The following is a 17,703-nucleotide window of genomic DNA, read 5'->3' as shown; positions in this document are numbered from 1 at the left end:
GGCGGGTCCGCGCTCGCCGCCGCGACGCCGAAACCGGCGACGGCCGCCCCAGCGCTCCCGCGAGCAACGACCCGGCAATGAGTTGGTTGATCTTCACTCGGCCCATCTCTCCTCTCTGTCGGCGGCGCACACACCCGCGCGGAGAACCCGCGGATCGCCGCGATCGGCGACAGTAGGAAGCCAGCCTGAAGCCAGCCTGAAGAAGCCTCAGCCGGATGCGGACGGCGCGGTCACGGCGGTCAGCTGCCACCGGTCCAGCCACGGCTGGACCAGTTCGGCGACCGAGAATTTCGCCGGGGCCGCGCACCCGGGCCTACGGAGGTAGGGGTCGCCCCCGCGGATGAGGATGCCGACGCCGTGGAGCGTGCCGTCGCCGTGGTCGAAATAAACCGGACCGCCGGAATCGCCGCATTGGCCGGGCGCCAGGAACACCACCTTGCTGCCGGTGACCTCGGTGACCCGTCCGCAGGTGGCCTCGCCGGAACCCATCCCGAATTTGCAGAGTTCCTGTCCGACCCGCACGTTGGCGGCGATGCCGGAGACCGGCAACGACGCCCCGATGGCCGGGTTCTGGGGGACGTTGTCGCCGTCGAGCAGGATGAGGCCGATGTCGTGCTGTTCGTCGTGGACTCCCTCGCTGACGGTCTGGCTGAACGTGCCCAGCGTCGCGTAGGGGAGGACCCCGCCCAGGTTGATCGTCACCTTGCTGGGTCCGCCGGCGCGGTTGCAGTGGCCCGCCGTGAGGACCCCGGGCTGCCCGGTCCTGGTGCGCACCAAAAAGCCTGCGGTGCAGCCCATTCCGCCCGACCCGTCGGCGTATTGGACGTAGATCCCCGCACCGGGGTCGACCGCGGTCGACGCGGGCAGATCGATCGGCGACAGCAGCGGCGGTGGGCCGGGCTCGCGGGCGGGGTTGGCGTGCCTGGACAGCAGGCCGGCGGCGGCGACCAGGGCGGCGGCGCAGCACAGGGACGCGATCACCAGCAACGCCGAATGCATCTTGGAGCGTTGTGGCGGCGGGTACGTCACCTGGGTTCCGGCCAACACCCCCCCTTTGAGCGCGGTGCCGGTATGTGTGTGGCCCCAGCTTGCCAGCTTCGGCGCGCCGGCCGTCGCGATTGGCCGAATTTGCTAGCTGACGGCGGCCGGCTCGGGGGAGGGGTCGTCGGCGGCGGGGCTGTGCGCGCGGCGGTGGTGCCGGCGGTAATGGCGAATCTCGATGACCAGGCCCGTCAAGCCCAGGGTCGCCGTGCACAGCGACACCAGGTACAGCAGCGAATTGGGGTGACCGGCGAGCGCGTCGCCCAGGATCACCACGGCGGCGGTGCCGGGCAGCAGACCGCCCAGCGTGGCCAGCGTGTACGGCAGCACGCGCACTGTCGACGCACCGGCGGCGTAGTTGATCGCCGAGAACGGCACGGCGGGAATCAGCCGCAGCGACAGGATGGCCAGCCAGCCGCGTTGCCGCAACCGCTCGTCCACGGTGTCGATCGACCGGTGCCGAACCAGCCGGTTCAGCCGCCACCCCACCGCGCGCACCAGCAGTAGGGCGATCACCGCGCTCGCGGTGCTGGCGACCACCGCGATCGCCACGCCGGTGAGCGGGCCGAACAGCAGGCCGGCGGCAAGGGTGAACGCCGTCCGCGGGATCGGCACCACGGTGGCCACGACGTGTGCGGCCAGGAACGCCAACGGGAACCACGGGCCGACCGACTCGGCCCAGTCGCGCATCTGCACCGGGGTGGGCAGCGGAAGCCAGGATGCCGCCGCGATCAAGACTGTGATACCGACCACTGTGGCGATCGCCCGGGGACGCGACAGCAGACGCGCGGTCGCGCCCAGCGCGGCGCCGAGGTCGCGCAGCGTCCGGTTGATTCTGCAGGTGGCCGAAGCCGTCACGCCTGTAAAGGTTACGGCCCGCAGGTGAATAACTCGTTTCCCGAGGCTGGCGTTTCACCGCCGCGCCGTCCCGCTCCCCGGGCCGCGCGGTTTTCTGCCGACCGGCCCGATCAATTAGCCTCATTAGTAAGTCGCAGGCCCCATTTGCTGGGATAAAGGGAGCAATCGGTGTCCATTGATGTACCCGAACTCGCCGAACTAGAACAGGTTCGCGGGCGTTGGCGCAGTGCGGTTACGGGCGTGCTGTCGAAAAGCACCCGGAAGGACCCCGGGGAGCTCGGGGACGAGCCCGAGCGGCTGCTGGAGACCCCGACGTACGACGGCATCGCCGTCCGGGCGCTGTACACGGCGCTGGACGAGCTGCCGGAACCGCCGCTGCCGGGCGAGTGGCCCTATGTGCGCGGCGCCGACGCGTTGCGCGACGTCAAGTCCGGCTGGAAGGTCGCCGAGGCGTTCCCGGCCGATCGCGTCGCCGGTGTGGCGGCCGGCGACGTCAATTCGGCGGTGCTCGAGGCGCTGGGCAACGGGGCGAGCGCGCTGGTGCTGCGGGTGGGGGAGTCCGGTGTGACGGCCGGCCAGCTCGAGGACGCCCTGCAGGGCGTGCACCTGAGCATGGTGCCGGTGATCGTCGACGCCGGGGCTGACTACTGCGCCGCCGCCGACGTGATGCTGGCGGCGGCGGGCCGGGTCGAGGCGGATCAGCGCGGTCTGCTGTCGATCGACCTGGGCGGCGACCCGCTCACCGCGGCGGTCAGCGACCGTCCCGCGCCCGCGCTCGACGAGGTCGTCGCGGTCGCCACCCGCGCGGCCCGCGAGCATGGGGTGCGGGCGATCACCGTCGACGGGCCCGCGTTCCACAACCTGGGCGCGAGCGCGACGTGGGAGCTGGCCGGCACCGTGGCCGCCGGGGTGGCGTATCTGCGGCGGCTCACCGAGGCGGGCATGCCGGTCGGCGAGGCGCTGCGGCAGATCAGTTTCCGGTTGGCCGCCGACGACGACCAGTTCGTGACGCTCGCCAAGATGCGGGCCGTGCGTCAGCTCTGGGCGCGGGTCGCCGAGGTCCTCGGCGACCCGGACGGCGGCGCCGTCACCGTGCACGCGGAAACGTCGCTGCCGATGATGACCCAGCGCGATCCGTGGGTGAACATGCTGCGCTGCACGCTGGCCGCCTTCGGCGCCGGCGTCGGCGGCGCGGACACCGTGCTGGTGCTGCCGTTCGACGTGGCGATCCCGGGCGGTTTCCCCGGCACGGCAAGGAGTTTCGCGCGCCGCATCGCCCGCAACACCCAGCTGCTGCTGCTCGAGGAGTCCCACGTCGGCCGGGTGCTGGACCCGGCCGGCGGCTCGTGGTTCGTCGAAGACCTCACCGCGCGGCTCGCCGAGCAGGCCTGGGCGCACTTCCAGGCCATCGAGGCGCGCGGCGGGTTCGTCGAGGCGCGCGACTACGTCGTCGAGCAGATCGCCGAGGTGGCCGCGCGGCGCGCCGACGACATCGCGCACCGTCGCACCGCGATCACCGGTGTCAACGAGTTCCCGAACCTCACCGAACCGGCCCTGCCGCAGGCGGATTCGGGTACGCCGCTGCCCGCCGGCAACCTGCGGCGCTACGCCGCCGCGTTCGAGGCCCTGCGCGACCGCTCCGACGCCTTCCTGGCCCGCACCGGCGCGCGCCCGCAGGCGCTGTTGCTTCCGCTGGGACCGCTGGCCGAGCACAACATCCGGGCGACGTTCGCCGCCAACCTGCTGGCGTCGGGCGGGATCGAGGCCGTCAACCCGGGCACGGTCGACGCCGCCACGGTCGCGAAGGCCGTCGCCGACGCCGGATCGCCGAGCGTCGCGGTCATCTGCGGCACCGACAAGCGCTACTCCGAGGAGGCCGGGTCGATCGTCGAGGCGGCCCGAACCGCCGGCGTGTCGAGGGTCTGCCTGGCCGGGCCGGAGAAGGCCGTCGGTGACGCCGAGCACCGGCCCGACGAGTTCCTGACCGCGAAAATCGATGCGGTCGAAGCCCTCTCGAACCTGCTCACTCGACTGGGAGCGTAGCCGCGATGACCACAACCGCACCCGTGATCGGCAACTTCGCCGAGGTCCCGTTCAACGGCGACCGCCCGCTGCCGCCGCCTACTGAGGCCGCCGTGGAAAAGCACGTTGCCGCGGCCGCGAGGGCGCACTGGTACACCCCCGACCAGCTCGAATGGCACACGCCGGAGGACATCGCCGTCAAGCCGGTGTACATCGGCGCCGACCGGGCCGCCGCGGTCGCCGGCGGTTACCCGCTCAACACCTTCCCCGGCGAGCCGCCGTTCCTGCGCGGCCCGTACCCCACGATGTACGTCAACCAGCCGTGGACCATCCGCCAGTATGCGGGGTTCTCCACGGCCGCGGAGTCGAACGCGTTCTACCGCCGCAACCTGGCGGCCGGCCAGAAGGGCCTGTCGGTGGCCTTCGACCTGGCCACCCACCGCGGCTACGACTCCGACCATCCGCGGGTGCAGGGCGACGTCGGGATGGCCGGCGTGGCAATCGATTCCATCCTCGACATGCGGCAGCTGTTCGACGGCATCGACCTGTCGACCGTGAGCGTGTCGATGACCATGAACGGCGCCGTGCTGCCCATCCTCGCGCTGTACGTGGTGGCCGCCGAGGAGCAGGGCGTGCCGCCGGAGAAGCTGGCGGGCACCATCCAGAACGACATCCTCAAAGAGTTCATGGTGCGCAACACCTACATCTATCCGCCCAAGCCGTCGATGCGGATCATTTCCGACATCTTCGGCTACACCAGCGCGAAGATGCCGAAGTTCAACTCCATCTCGATCTCCGGTTATCACATCCAAGAGGCCGGTGCCACAGCCGATCTGGAGCTGGCGTACACGCTGGCCGACGGCGTCGACTACATCAAGGCCGGCCTGGACGCCGACCTCGACATCGACAAGTTCGCGCCGCGGCTGTCGTTCTTCTGGGGCATCGGGATGAACTTCTTCATGGAGGTCGCCAAGCTGCGTGCGGGCCGGCTGCTGTGGAGCGAGCTGGTCGCCCAGTTCCACCCGAAGAACCCCAAATCGCTGTCACTGCGCACGCATTCGCAGACCTCCGGCTGGTCGCTGACCGCGCAGGACGCCTTCAACAACGTCGCCCGCACCTGCATCGAGGCGATGGCCGCCACCCAGGGGCACACCCAGTCGCTGCACACCAACGCCCTCGATGAGGCGCTGGCGCTGCCCACCGACTTCTCCGCCCGCATCGCGCGCAATACGCAGCTGCTGCTGCAGCAGGAGTCGGGCACCACGCGGCCGATCGACCCGTGGGGCGGCTCGTATTACGTGGAGTGGCTCACCCACCAGCTCGCGCAGAAGGCCCGCGCGCACATCGCCGAGGTCGCCGAGCACGGCGGCATGGCGCAGGCCATCAGCGAGGGCATCCCCAAGCTGCGCATCGAGGAGGCGGCCGCGCGCACCCAGGCCCGCATCGACTCCGGCATGCAGCCGGTGATCGGCGTCAACAAGTACCAGGTCGAAGAGGACCAAGAGGTCGAGGTGCTCAAGGTCGAGAACAGCCGGGTGCGGGCCGAACAGCTGGCCAAGCTGCAGGAGCTGCGGGCCAGCCGCGACCAGCCCGCCGTCGAGGCCGCGCTGGCCGAGCTGTCGCGGGCCGCCGCGGCACACGGGCGCGCCGGCGAGGACGGGCTGGGTAATAATCTGCTGGCGCTGGCGATCAACGCCGCCCGGGCCAAGGCGACGGTCGGGGAGATCTCCGACGCGCTGGAAAAGGTATACGGGCGACACCAGGCGGAGATCCGCACCATCGCCGGCGTCTACCGCGACGAAGCCGGAAAGGCCCCCAACATCGCCACCGCCACCGAACTGGTCGATAAGTTCGCCGAGGCCGACGGCCGCCGGCCCAGGATTCTGGTGGCCAAGATGGGGCAGGACGGCCACGACCGCGGCCAGAAGGTGATCGCGACGGCCTTCGCCGACCTCGGCTTCGACGTCGACGTCGGCTCGCTGTTCTCCACGCCGGAGGAGGTGGCCCGCCAGGCCGCCGACAACGACGTGCACGTGGTCGGCGTCTCGTCGCTGGCCGCCGGGCACCTGACGCTGGTGCCGGCGCTGCGCGACGCGCTCGCCGGGGTGGGGCGGCCCGACATCATGATCGTGGTCGGCGGGGTCATCCCGCCCGGCGACTTCGACGAGCTGTATGCGGCCGGGGCCGCGGCCATCTTCCCGCCCGGGACCGTGATCGCGGACGCCGCGATCGGCTTGCTGCACAAGCTCGCCGAGCGGCAGGGCTACACGCTCGAATGATTTGCGCGAGACTGCAACTGCCGACGGCCGCACTCGGGAAACGCGTCGCCAGTTGCATTTTCGCGGGGCAGCCGTGATGACCGTCGAGGAGCTGGCCGACGCGATACGCCGCGGCGACCGCGCCGCGTTGCCGCGGGCCATCACACTGCTGGAGTCCACCCGCGCCGACCATCACGAGAAGGCGCAGCGGCTGCTGCTCGAGCTGACGCCCGACTCGGGCAACGCGCACCGCGTCGGCATCACCGGGACGCCCGGGGTGGGCAAGTCCACCACCATCGAGGCGCTCGGCATGCACCTGATCGAGCAGGGCCATCGCGTGGCGGTGCTGGCCGTCGACCCGTCGTCGACGCGCAGCGGGGGGTCGATCCTCGGCGACAAGACCCGCATGGCGCGCCTGGCGGTGCACCCGGATGCCTACATCCGCCCGTCGCCGACGTCGGGCACGCTGGGCGGCGTAGCAAAGGCGACCCGGGAAACGGTGGTGCTGTTGGAGGCCGCCGGTTTCGACGTGATCATCATCGAGACGGTCGGCGTCGGCCAGTCCGAGGTGACCGTCGCCAACATGGTCGACACGTTCGTCCTGCTGACCCTGGCGCGCAGCGGCGATCAGCTGCAGGGCATCAAGAAGGGCGCGCTGGAGCTGGCCGACATCGTGGTGGTGAACAAGGCCGACGGCGAACACCTCGCCGAGGCGCGGGTGGCGGCCCGCGAACTGTCCTCCGCGATCCGGCTGATCCACCCGCGCGAAACGCTGTGGCGCCCGCCGGTTCTCACCATGAGCGCGATGGAGGGGACCGGGCTGGAGGAGTTGTGGGAGACCATCGAACGTCATCGCCGGGTGCTCACCGAGGCCGGCGAGTTCGAGGCGCGCCGGCGCGCCCAGCAAGTCGACTGGACCTGGCAGATGGTGCGCGACACCGTGTTGGACCGGGTGCTGACCAACCCAAAGGTGCGCAAGATGCGCGCCGACATCGAACGCCAGGTCAAGGCGGGGGAGCTGACCCCGGCGCTGGCGGCGCAGCAAATATTATCGGCGGCGTCAGAATAACGGATAGATAAACAATCCGATTTCGCTCCGGGACGGTGTGAAATCCAAGTAAATTCGAAATTGTGACGGTGGAAGCCCGAGTCGATCGCCGCGCGGTCCCTGTCCACGATGACCTTGACGCAGGTCACCGTGTGTCCGGCGCGGCGGACTCACACTTCGGATGCGTCGTTCGCAGCTTCTCGACCATGTTTCCCGCCCGCCGGTTCGGCGGCGGCGCGCTCGCGGTCTATCTCGACGGCCAGCCCGTCGTGGACGTCTGGAGCGGCTGGTCCGACCGGGGCGGCCATCGGCCGTGGTCGGCGGACACCGCGCCGATGGTGTTCTCGGCGACGAAGGGGATGGCCGCCACGGTTATTCACCGGCTCGCCGACCGGGGGCTGATCGACTACGAGGCGCCCGTCGCCGAGTACTGGCCGGAGTTCGCGGCCAACGGCAAGGCGAAGCTCACCGTCCGCGACGTGATGAGGCACGCCGCGGGCCTGTCCGGCCTGCGCGGCGCCAACAGCGAAGACCTGCTGGACCACGTCGTGATGGAGGAACGGCTGGCGGCGGCGGCGCCGGGGCGGTTGCTGGGCAAGCCGGCGTATCACGCGCTGACCTTCGGCTGGCTGATGTCCGGGCTGGCCCGCGGAGTCACCGGGAAGGGCATGCGGGCGCTGATCCGGGAGGAACTCGCCGAGCCGCTGGGCACCGACGGGTTGTATCTGGGTCGCCCGCCGGCCGGCGCGCCGACGCGGGTCGCCCAGATCGTGGCGCCGCAGAACCTGGTGCGCAATCCGGTGCTCAGCTGCGTGACGCGCAAGGTGGCCAACGAGCTGTCCGGAGGATTCCGGTCCATGTACTTCCCGGGCATGGTCGCCGCGGTGCAGGGTGACACCCCGCTGCTCGACGCGGAGATCCCGGCGGCCAACGGCGTGGCGACGGCCCGTGGGCTGGCGCGGATGTACGGGGCGATCGCCAACGGCGGCGAGGTCGACGGCATCCGGTTCCTGTCCCGCGAGATGGTCGCCGGACTGACCGGCCGGCGCAGCCTGCGGCCCGACCGGAACCTGTTCGTGCCGTTGGCGTTCCACCTCGGCTACCACAGCCTGCCCATCGGGAACGTGATGCCCGGGTTCGGTCATGTCGGGCTGGGCGGGTCGCTGGGCTGGACCGACCCGGCCAGCGGGGTGGCGTTCTCGCTGGTGCACAACCGGCTGCTGACCCCGTTCGTGATGACCGACCACGCCGCGTTCGTCGGCATCTACGCGCTGATTCGCAAGGCCGCCGAGAAGGCGCGCAGACACGGCTTCTCACCGGTGACCGAGTACGGGGCGCCGTTCTTCGAGCCGGGAGCCGCCGCGGGCTAACACGCCCGACCATCGCGTTCACGGTTGAGTAAACCGCACTCAAGCATGCCGCCGCGGTGGCCGGCAAGACATAAGCGCAGGTCAGCGGATTGCTAAGCGGTCTGATTAATGTGCCGTGCACAAGGGTTTTACATAGTTGACATGTGTTTCATAAACCAGGCCCGCAAAGTCAAACAATCGGTAATAATGCCGCGATACACCTGGCATCGATGCCGACACATGACTGGAAGGCTGGAAGCTCGATGAAATGGGCCCGCGCCACGAGACCCGCCGAACCCGCTGCCGCGTCCGCCAATCTCTCCGGGGCTGCAACCGCGACGCGCCCACTCGCCCTGGTCGTTCTGGGAATGGGCCGGTCGGGCACGTCGGCGCTGACGCGGGTTCTTTCCCTGTGTGGTGCCACGCTCCCGGCGGGCATGATGGGCGCCGACGAAATCAACCAGCGCGGTTATTGGGAGCCGCGCGCATCCCTGCTCCTCAACCGGTCGATCCTGGAGCGCCGCGGCAGCGCCTGGTGGGACCCGTCTCTGCGGGTGCTGGAAGAGGGCGCCTTCACCGAGGCGGAGCGGGTGGCGTGCACCGCCGAGATCGCGGCCTATCTGAAGTCGCTGCCGGATGCGCCGCTGCTGGTCATCAAGGACCTGCAGATCGTGGTGCTCTGGGAGATGTGGTTGGAAGCGGCGCGCCAAGCGGGTCTCGACGTCGCGGTTGTGATCGCGGTGCGACACCCGCAGGAGGTGATCGCGTCGCTGGGTAAGGCCACCGGGGCGTTGCCGGAACTCGCGAGCGCCTTGTGGTTGAAGGGGAATCTGCTGGCCGAGCGCCACTCGCGCGGCGTGCCAAGGGTGTTCGTCGAGTACACGCAACTCCTGGACAACTGGCGCCGCGAGGTGAAGCGGATTTCCGCCGCGCTGGATATCGACCTGTGTGCCGAGGACGAAAGCGCCGTCGACGAGTTCCTCACCCCCGATCTGCGGCGCAACCGGGACAGCGGCCCGGTGGTCGATCGCTTCGGCGCCGGCTGGATGTCGGCGGTCTACGAGGCGATGCGCGCCGCGGCGCTGGACGGGCCGCCGGACGTGGCGACGCTGGATCATGTATTCGAGGCCTACCGCGCCAGCGAACATGATTTCCGGCTCGCGTTGGAAGACGCCCGCAGCCACTCCAACAGTCTCACCGCCAGGCTGCTTCGGCCGTCGCTGATGAAGCCGGTGCTGGAGCTCGTCGCGCTGGCGCACCGGCGAAAGGGCACCTGGGCCTAGCTGCTGTGTGGCTTTCGGCACGCAAGTGCGCGAAGTCAACCAAACATCAAGTAACCAAACGAATATCCAAAATTGACGCCATAGTCACTGCAATCGCGTTAGGGTATTCAACGCACCACGATCCGATCATTCGCTTGTCCGGGGAGAGCCTGATCCCGCAGGGGGTGCACGGGGAAAGTGTCGTCTTTGTGCCAGAGCCGTTGAGATAGAGCCGGTTTCGCATCTCAACCTCGTCGTGCACATCGGGCAAGGCGGTGACGGCTGTGACGGCGTTGCCGTGCGTTGACAAATGCGGACGCACGGGCAATCGGAACGCCATGGCCAACAACCGAATCCGCATGTAGCCAGGCGCATGACATCGAAAGGTTTGCGTTCGCGATGAGACCTGCCCGGACCGCCCAGTTCGCCGAAAGCCCTCCCCGCGCCGTCCGTCGTCCCAAGCATTCCGGCCACCGGGAAGCCGGGAGTCGCCCGGTGATCCTGTTCGTACTGGGCCCGCAACGCTCGGGTACCTCTGCGATCACGCGGGTTCTCTCGCTCTGCGGTGGCACGCTGCCGGCCGGGATGTTGGGCGCCGACACGAACAATCCGCTCGGCTACTGGGAACCGCGGGCGGCCATCACGCTCAACGAGTCGATCCTGCGCAGTCACGCCAGCAACTGGTACGACCCGTCGCTGCGCCTGCTGGAGGGCGATGCCTTCCGTGCCGACGAAAAGGCCGCCCACATCGCCAAGATCGGGGCGTATCTGGCCACCCTGCCGGCCGCGCCGCTCGTGGTGATCAAGGAGCCCCGGATCACCGCCCTGTCCGACCTGTGGTTCGAGGCCGCACGCCTGGGCGGATTCGATGTCGCGACCGTCATCGCGGTGCGCCAGCCACAAGAGGTCGTCAAGTCCATCGCCGCCTCCTGGCATGTCTCTCCCGCGCTCGCCAGCGCGATCTGGCTGAAGTACAACCTGCTGGCCGAGCGGCAGACGCGGGGTGTCTTGCGCGTGTTCGTCGAGTACGCCAATCTCCTTGACGACTGGCGCCGGGAGGTCAAGCGGATCTCCGTGACACTCCCGGATGAACTCAGCCCCGAGGAGGAGCAGGCGGTCGAGGACTTCCTCAGGCCTGACCTGCGACGCCAACGACACGCCGGCCCGGTGGCAGACCTTTTCGGCGCCAATTGGATGTCCGCGGTGTATGAAACCTTTCGCGCGGCCGCGCAGGACGAGCCCGTCGACGGAGCCACACTGGACGGCGTCTTCGAGTCCTACCGGGCGTGCGAACGCGACTTTCGTCAGGCATTCCAGGACTTTCACGGGTTGTCCAACAGCATGCTGTTTCGCGCCTTCCCGCCCGTGGTCGCGGGACCGGTGATGGAGGTCCTTGCGATGGCCCATCGGCGCAGGGGCACCTGGGCGTAGCCCGGGCCGCCCGGCAAATGTGATCAACGCGCGTTCAGCCAAGCGGACCGGTATCGGGAATCCGGCTGCCCCGCGACGGTCCCCGATATGATCGACCGGACCGCGCTCTCGGCAACTTGTGCCGGTCAGCGACCTGCACACCAATGGGAGGCATCGGCTCGTGTCAGCATCCGTGCTCATCACCGGGGGAGCGGGATTCATCGGGTCGGCGCTGTCGCATCGCCTCGTCGAGGCCGGTTACGACGTGGCGGTAATGGACATCCTGCACCCGCAGGTGCACGGCGCGGGGCGGCCGCTGGACCTGCCGTCGTCGGTGCGGTTGCTGACCGGCGACGTCACGCATGCCCCCGATTGGGACGCGGTGCTTCGGTTGTGCCGTCCGTCCCAGATCGTCCACTTGGCTGCCGAGACGGGGACGGCGCAGTCGCTGTCGGAGGCGACGCGCCACGGCTCGGTGAACGTCGTGGGCACCACCCAACTGCTCGACGCCTTGAGCCGCTCCGGCATCGTTCCCGACCAGCTGGTGCTTGCATCGTCGCGCGCGGTCTACGGAGAGGGAGCGTGGCAAGCCGGCGACGACATCTTCTATCCGCCGCCCCGCAGCCACGCGCAGCTGGTGGCCGGCCAGTGGGACCCGCAAGGGCCCGCCGGTGAACCTGCGGCGCCGCTGCCGAGTTGCGCGAGCACCACCGAACCCCGGCCGACCAACGTGTATGCGGCGACCAAGCTCGCCCAGGAGCATCTGCTGGCGGCCTGGACCGCCGCGCACGACACCAACCTCAGTGTGCTGCGGCTACAGAACGTTTACGGCCCCGGGCAATCGCTGACCAATGCGTACACCGGAATAGTGGCCCTCTTCGCGCGGCTGGCGCGCGAAGGGCAATCACTCGAGGTGTACGAGGACGGCCGGATCGTGCGGGATTTCGTCTACATCGACGATGTCGTCGAAGCGTTGTTCGCGGCGCTCAAGCGAGCCGCGACCGGATCCCGGCGACTGGACGTCGGATCGGGCGACGCCACCACCATCCACCAGCTGGCCGACAAAGTCGCCGCCCTGTGTGACGCCCCCGATCCGACCGTCGTCCCGAAATTCCGCGATGGTGACGTGCGCGCCGCGAGCTGCGACATCCGACCGGCCGGCACCGAACTGGACTGGCGGCCGAAGTGGACCCTCGACGAGGGCCTGCCCGCGTTGCTGGAGTGGATCGCCAGGGAATCCGAATCTCCCGCCGGGTGATCGAAGGGCAGTAACGGCTTTGCCGTGCCCGCGGCGGTGAGCTGGCGGCGAATCCAGCAAACAACGTCAAGCCGTGTCGCCGGGGCGGTGTCTTCTGCGGCATATGATGGTCCACAGTGGTTGACCGGCGGTCAGGCGGCGGGGCGTCCGGTTGGCTACCCGGGTCGAATCGAGAGGTCGAGCGGTGACGAGGTCGACGGAATCATCCGAAACGCGTTGGTGGCCTCGGCGGGCGTCTAGGCTGATCAAAGGGAGGAATTTCGCGCGAACTAGGGGGAAGCCTTGACCGTTGCCGGTCGCGATGCGCGCTCATCATTCGTGGACACGCGATCGGCCTACCTCGATCTGCTCCGGCGCAACCTCACCCGGTACGGCAGCGACGAGTTGGTGCCCGTCGGTTGGAACTACTTCGGACGCGCGGTCTTCAGCACCCGCAAATTCATGCTGGTGCGCAAACGACCTTTCAATCCGCACGCACGCGGCCTCGGCCTCGATTGGCCCGCGGACGCCCTGACGATGATCGGCATGGAACGGCTGACGAGTTTGCAGCGCTGCGTGGAAACGGTGCTGGAAGACGGCGTCCCCGGCGATCTGGTCGAATGCGGCGTGTGGCGTGGCGGGGCGTCGATCCTGATGCGGGCCGTGCTGGCGGTCTACGGCGACAAGAAGCGCAGCGTGTGGCTGGCCGATTCGTTCGAGGGGGTGCCGCCCCCTGACACCGCACACTACAAAGCGGACAAGGGGATTCGGCTGCACCGGGCCGCCGGCGTGCTGGCCGTGTCGGAGCCACAAGTCAGGGCGAACTTCGAACGCTACGGGTTGCTGGACGAGCAGGTTCGGTTTCTCCCCGGATGGTTCAAGGACACGCTGTGCGACGCCCCGATCGACCGCATCGCCGTCCTGCGGCTCGACGGCGACCTCTACGAGTCGACCATTCAAGGGCTCGACGCGCTCTACCCGCGCCTCTCTCCGGGTGGGTTTTGCATCATCGACGACTACCACGCTATCGACGCGTGCCGGCAGGCCGTCACCGATTACCGGACGAAACACGGTGTGACGGCGGAGATCGTCGAGATCGACGGCACCGGGGTGCTCTGGCGTAAGGGGTGAACGCGCTCGCCGCACTGATACCCGCTGAAGTCGGCCGGGTCGAAGTGGGGATTCGTCGATATTTACAGTGATCTCCGGGCATCATTGCCGCCGATGGGGTAACTGAAGGGCTTGGATTTTCGCGATGAAACTTGTGCTGGCAAGCTACGGAACTCGCGGCGATATCGAGCCTTCCGTGGTGGTCGGACGCGAGCTGCTCCACAGGGGGCATGACGTGCGCATGGCGGTTCCGCCCGACTCCATCGCCTTCACCGAGGCGGCGGGGTTGCCGGCCGTTTCGTACGGGCTGGAATCGCAGGCCTGGCTCGACCTGTACCGCAACTTCTGGACGTCGCTGTTCAGCACGTTCTACAGGGTGCGGGAGATGAGAAGCATGTGGCGCGAAATGTGGGACCTCAGCGACCAGTGCTGGTCGCAGATGAGCACGACCCTGGTCTCCGTGGCCGGGGGAGCCGACCTGCTGTTGACCGGGCAGAGTTATCAGGAACCGGCAGCCAACGTCGCGGAGTATTACGACATGCCCCTGGCCACGCTGCATCACGTTCCCATGCGGCCGAACGGTCAGGTCGTCTCGATGCTGCCGGCGCCGCTGGCGCGTTCGGCGATGACTGCGTTCGACTGGTTCTCCTGGCGCCTCAACAAGAAGGTCGAGGACACGCAGCGCCGCGAACTCGGGCTGCCGCGGGCGACGTATCCATCGCCGCGACGCGTCGCCGAGCGGGGATCGCTAGAAATTCAGGCATACGACGAGGTTTGCTTTCCCGGGCTGGCGGCCGAATGGGCGAAATGGGAGGACCAGCGGCCATTTGTCGGCCCGTTGACAATGGCATTGACCACGGGCGCCGACGACGACGTCGCGTCGTGGATAGCCGCCGGAACGCCGCCGATCTGTTTCGGGTTCGGCAGCATGCCGGTCGAATCCCCGGTCGACACGGTCGAGATGATCGCCGGAGCCTCCGCGGAATTGGGCGAGCGGGCGCTGATTTGCGCCGGCTGGAGCGATTTCAGCGACGTGCCACTTCCCGGCCACGTCAAGGTGGTGGGCGCGGTGAATTATGCGACGGTGTTTCCCGCCTGTCGCGCGGTCGTCCACCACGGCGGTTCGGGCACCACCGCGGCAAGCCTGCGCGCCGGAGTGCCCACGCTGATCTTGTCGATGGACGCCAACCAGACCATCTGGGGCGCGCAGCTGAAGCGACTGAAAGTCGGTACGACGCGCCGCTTTTCGGCCACCACCCGCCAGACGCTGGTAGCGGACCTGCGCCGGATACTCGACCCGGGCTACGCCCTTCGGGCGCGCGAGATTGCCAGGCACATGACCAAACCCGCCGAGAGCGTCGTCAAGGCTGCCGACGTGGTGGAGAAGTTTGCCAGCTCGCGGAGCCGCGCCTGACCGCCCAGTCCCGGGGGCCCCGCTGCGTGCGATTCGACCAGCGCATTTGCCCATCGCGCCCACGCCACGCCCAGTTCGTCCTTCTGGAGACATCGAACCAATCCTCTGGCAGACTGATGTCTGATCAGGCGACGACGCCTGGGCTCGAGTCGCGGCGCCCGGGGTCGTCATAGTTCGAGGTCGGGGGGATAGGGCCGATGCAGTTGGCTTCGTCGTACCTGGCTACGCCCGCTGATCGTCATTATTCCGCCCGCTCGCGGACCGCCGACCGCAGTCCGATGCGGCGAAAACGCAGTCGATCCCAATCGGGAAGGGAGAGGCCGGAATTAGGGGCTAAAGACTCTATCTCGAGAGTGCCCACGCACGGGAAAAGTGATTAAGGTTACAGGGCGATGAAATTTGCTGTGGCAAGCTATGGGACTCGTGGCGATATCGAGCCGTGCCTCGCTATCGGCCGAGAACTAATGCGCAGGGGCCACGAAGTGCGCATGGCCGTTCCGCCGAATCTCGTTGAGCTGGCTCAGGAAGTGGGGCTTTCGGCCATCGCGTACGGCCCCGATATGCACGACTTCTGGAGCGACGAATTCATCCGCGACTTCTGGAAGAATTTCGTCCGGGGGCCGGTCAAGTTGATGCGCGACGCCTGGGAGCCCGTGCTGCGCAACTGGCAGGAAATGAGCGCGTCGCTGATGTCGGTGGGTGCGGGGGCCGATTTGCTGTTCAGCGGCCAGCTCTATCAGGACCTCGCGGTCAACGTCGCGGATCATTACGGGATCCCGATGGCCACGCTGCACTACATCCCGATGCGGCCCAACGGCGAGCTGATTCCCAGGTTGCCCGGGCCGATGGTCCGCACCGGAATGTCGGTGTACGACTGGATGTGCTGGCGGATGAACAAGAAGGCCGAGGACAGGCAGCGCCGGGAGCTCGGCCTGCCCACCGCCTCGGTGGCGTCGCCACGACGGATCGCCGAACGCGGGTCGTTGGAAATCCAGGCCTACGACGAAGTGTGCTTCCCCGGTCTGGCGGCCGAGTGGGCGGAATGGCAGGGCCAGCGGCCGTTCGTCGGCTCGTTGACGATGGAGTTGACCACCGACGCCGACGACGAGGTGCTGTCGTGGATCGCCAAGGGCACGCCGCCGATCTGCTTCGGTTTCGGGAGCATGCCGGTCGCCGAATCTCCGGCGGACACGGTCGCCTTGATCAGCGCGGCCTGCGCGGAGCTGGGGGAGCGGGCGCTGGTCTGCTCCGGCTGGAGTGACTTCAGCGGCGTGCCGCAGCCCGACCACGTGAAGGTGGTGGGCGTGGTGAACTACACGAAGATCTTCCCTGCCTGCCGGGCGGTCGTCCACCACGGTGGCTCGGGCACCACGGCTGCGGGCTTGCGTGCAGGGATACCTACGCTGATCCTGTGGACGGCGGGCGACCAGCCGTTCTGGGGCTCGCACATCAAGCAGTTGAAGGTGGGCACGTCGCGGCGTTTCTCGGCAAGCACCCGCGAAACGCTGGTCAAGGACTTGCGCAAGATCCTCGCCCCCGAGTACACCGCGCGCGCGAGAGAGATCTCCAGCCGGATGAGCAAGCCCTCCGAGAGCGTGGGGCGCGCCGTCGACCTGCTGGAAAGCTTCGCCCGCTCGGGCCGCTGTGATCGCGCAGGCGCGGAGCGTGGTCGCTGAGCTGTTGCGGTGGTCCGGAGAGGTAAGTTGGCGATTCGGGTCTGATTGGTGGATAGACTGCGAAACGCATTGACGGCCCTGGCGGCCGTCTAGGCTCATGACCGGGATTATTGACTTGCGGGATAAGGGGCACTTTTGGCCGTGACTGATCACGACACGCGGTTCGCATACCTCGACTTGCTCCGACGCGACCTGACCAGGTACGGCAACGACGAATTGGTGCCGGTGGGCTGGTACCGCTTGGGACGCCCCTTGTTCAGCACGCGCAATCTGATGCTGGTGCGCAAGCGGCCGTTCAACAAGCACGCTCGCGACCTGGGACTGGACTGGCCGGCGGACGCCCTGACGATGATCGGCATGCAGCGGCTGACCAGCCTGCAGCATTGTGTGGAGACGGTGCTGGAAGAAGACGTCCCCGGCGATCTGGTCGAGTGTGGGGTGTGGCGCGGCGGCGCGTCGATCCTGATGCGCGCAGTGCTCGCCGCCAACGGGGACGAAAAGCGTTGCGTGTGGCTGTGCGACTCGTTCGCCGGCGTGCCGCCTCCGGACGTCGCAAACTACAAGCAGGACAAAGGGATTACGCTGCACCGGCACGCGCGCATCCTCGGCATTCCCGAATCCGAAGTCAAGGCCAATTTCGAGCGCTACGGGCTGCTCGACGACCAGGTTCGGTTCGTCCCCGGCTGGTTCAAGGACACGCTGCAGGATGCGCCGATCGATCGGATCTCCGTGCTGCGGCTGGACGGCGACCTGTACGAGTCGACGATCCAGGCGCTCGATGCGCTCTATCCGCGGCTGTCGCCCGGCGGATTCTGCATCGTCGACGACTACCACGCGATCAAGGCGTGCGAACAGGCGGTGACCGACTACCGCGCAAAGCACGGCGTGACCGCGGAGATCGTGGAGATCGACGGCACCGGCGTGTTGTGGCGCAAGTAGGCCGCAGTGGGCTGACTGCCTGGCGCGCGCACGGGTGGCTGAAATTTCCTGGATTTCAGCAGCTTTGCTCATCCGGCTG

Annotated in this window: 13 protein-coding genes; 11 read left to right on the top strand and 2 right to left on the bottom strand. The window is 68.2% G+C overall.

What is annotated here, in order from left to right; all coding sequences use genetic code 11:
- Nucleotides 1–207: 207 nt before the first annotated feature.
- Together HMPREF0591_RS26370 and HMPREF0591_RS26365 are read right to left on the bottom strand one after the other, a co-directional pair.
- Complete coding sequence (locus HMPREF0591_RS26370) at nt 208–999, bottom strand: trypsin-like serine protease (RefSeq protein ID WP_157137587.1); 792 nt, start codon at nt 997–999, stop codon at nt 208–210.
- Between the two features lie 132 nt (nt 1,000–1,131).
- On the bottom strand, nt 1,132–1,899 hold the full coding sequence (locus HMPREF0591_RS26365) for a TVP38/TMEM64 family protein (RefSeq protein ID WP_007171822.1): 768 nt from the start codon (nt 1,897–1,899) through the stop codon (nt 1,132–1,134).
- Between the two features lie 168 nt (nt 1,900–2,067).
- Here HMPREF0591_RS26365 and mutA point away from each other — a divergent pair, with 168 nt between their 5' ends.
- The 11 genes from mutA to HMPREF0591_RS26310 all read left to right on the top strand — a co-directional run bounded on the left by mutA (nt 2,068) and on the right by HMPREF0591_RS26310 (nt 17,624).
- Nucleotides 2,068–3,942: a methylmalonyl-CoA mutase small subunit gene (gene mutA, locus HMPREF0591_RS26360; protein WP_007171821.1), complete on the top strand. Its 1,875-nt coding sequence runs from the start codon at nt 2,068–2,070 to the stop codon at nt 3,940–3,942.
- Nucleotides 3,943–3,947: 5 nt separating this feature from the next.
- A complete protein-coding gene (gene scpA / locus HMPREF0591_RS26355; RefSeq protein WP_007171820.1) occupies nt 3,948–6,200 on the top strand; it encodes a methylmalonyl-CoA mutase in 2,253 nt (750 codons plus the stop codon).
- Nucleotides 6,201–6,276: 76 nt separating this feature from the next.
- The gene (gene meaB / locus HMPREF0591_RS26350) at nt 6,277–7,248 is read left to right on the top strand and encodes a methylmalonyl Co-A mutase-associated GTPase MeaB (protein WP_007171819.1); all 972 of its coding nucleotides are present in this window, start codon (nt 6,277–6,279) and stop codon (nt 7,246–7,248) included.
- Nucleotides 7,249–7,310: 62 nt separating this feature from the next.
- A complete protein-coding gene (gene lipL / locus HMPREF0591_RS26345; protein ID WP_040624129.1) occupies nt 7,311–8,597 on the top strand; it encodes an esterase/beta-lactamase LipL in 1,287 nt (428 codons plus the stop codon).
- 347 nt (nt 8,598–8,944) lie between these two features.
- Nucleotides 8,945–9,859, top strand: a complete 915-nt coding sequence (locus tag HMPREF0591_RS26340; RefSeq protein WP_007171817.1) for a sulfotransferase family protein — start codon at nt 8,945–8,947, stop codon at nt 9,857–9,859.
- Between the two features lie 378 nt (nt 9,860–10,237).
- Complete coding sequence (locus HMPREF0591_RS26335; RefSeq protein WP_244269120.1) at nt 10,238–11,269, top strand: sulfotransferase family protein; 1,032 nt, start codon at nt 10,238–10,240, stop codon at nt 11,267–11,269.
- 172 nt (nt 11,270–11,441) lie between these two features.
- Complete coding sequence (locus tag HMPREF0591_RS26330) at nt 11,442–12,506, top strand: NAD-dependent epimerase/dehydratase family protein (RefSeq protein ID WP_040624184.1); 1,065 nt, start codon at nt 11,442–11,444, stop codon at nt 12,504–12,506.
- Between the two features lie 282 nt (nt 12,507–12,788).
- A complete protein-coding gene (locus tag HMPREF0591_RS26325) occupies nt 12,789–13,616 on the top strand; it encodes a TylF/MycF/NovP-related O-methyltransferase (protein WP_040624128.1) in 828 nt (275 codons plus the stop codon).
- Between the two features lie 124 nt (nt 13,617–13,740).
- Nucleotides 13,741–15,009 (top strand): glycosyltransferase, encoded by a 1,269-nt coding sequence (locus HMPREF0591_RS26320; RefSeq protein ID WP_007171812.1) that lies wholly within the window; start codon nt 13,741–13,743, stop codon nt 15,007–15,009.
- A 392-nt stretch (nt 15,010–15,401) separates the two neighbouring features.
- Entirely contained in the window at nt 15,402–16,685 is a 1,284-nt protein-coding gene (locus HMPREF0591_RS26315; protein ID WP_083802077.1) for a glycosyltransferase, read from the top strand.
- Nucleotides 16,686–16,820: 135 nt separating this feature from the next.
- Nucleotides 16,821–17,624, top strand: coding sequence for a TylF/MycF/NovP-related O-methyltransferase (locus HMPREF0591_RS26310; protein WP_007171810.1), 804 nt, complete (start codon nt 16,821–16,823; stop codon nt 17,622–17,624).
- Nucleotides 17,625–17,703: the final 79 nt, after the last annotated feature.

The organism is Mycobacterium parascrofulaceum ATCC BAA-614, from assembly GCF_000164135.1.
Classification (GTDB): Bacteria; Actinomycetota; Actinomycetes; order Mycobacteriales; family Mycobacteriaceae; genus Mycobacterium; species Mycobacterium parascrofulaceum.
Note: the sequence above shows the minus strand (reverse complement) of the source record. Positions and strands in the feature narration are given on the sequence as shown.

Coding starts and splice junctions, on each gene's coding strand:
- HMPREF0591_RS26370 (WP_157137587.1), bottom strand. CDS start 999: ATGCATTCGGCGTTGCTGGTGATCGCGTCCCTGTGCTGCGCCGCCGCC.
- scpA (WP_007171820.1), top strand. CDS start 3,948: ATGACCACAACCGCACCCGTGATCGGCAACTTCGCCGAGGTCCCGTTC.
- meaB (WP_007171819.1), top strand. CDS start 6,277: ATGACCGTCGAGGAGCTGGCCGACGCGATACGCCGCGGCGACCGCGCC.
- HMPREF0591_RS26340 (WP_007171817.1), top strand. CDS start 8,945: ATGGGCCGGTCGGGCACGTCGGCGCTGACGCGGGTTCTTTCCCTGTGT.
- HMPREF0591_RS26335 (WP_244269120.1), top strand. CDS start 10,238: ATGAGACCTGCCCGGACCGCCCAGTTCGCCGAAAGCCCTCCCCGCGCC.
- HMPREF0591_RS26320 (WP_007171812.1), top strand. CDS start 13,741: ATGAAACTTGTGCTGGCAAGCTACGGAACTCGCGGCGATATCGAGCCT.
- HMPREF0591_RS26315 (WP_083802077.1), top strand. CDS start 15,402: ATGAAATTTGCTGTGGCAAGCTATGGGACTCGTGGCGATATCGAGCCG.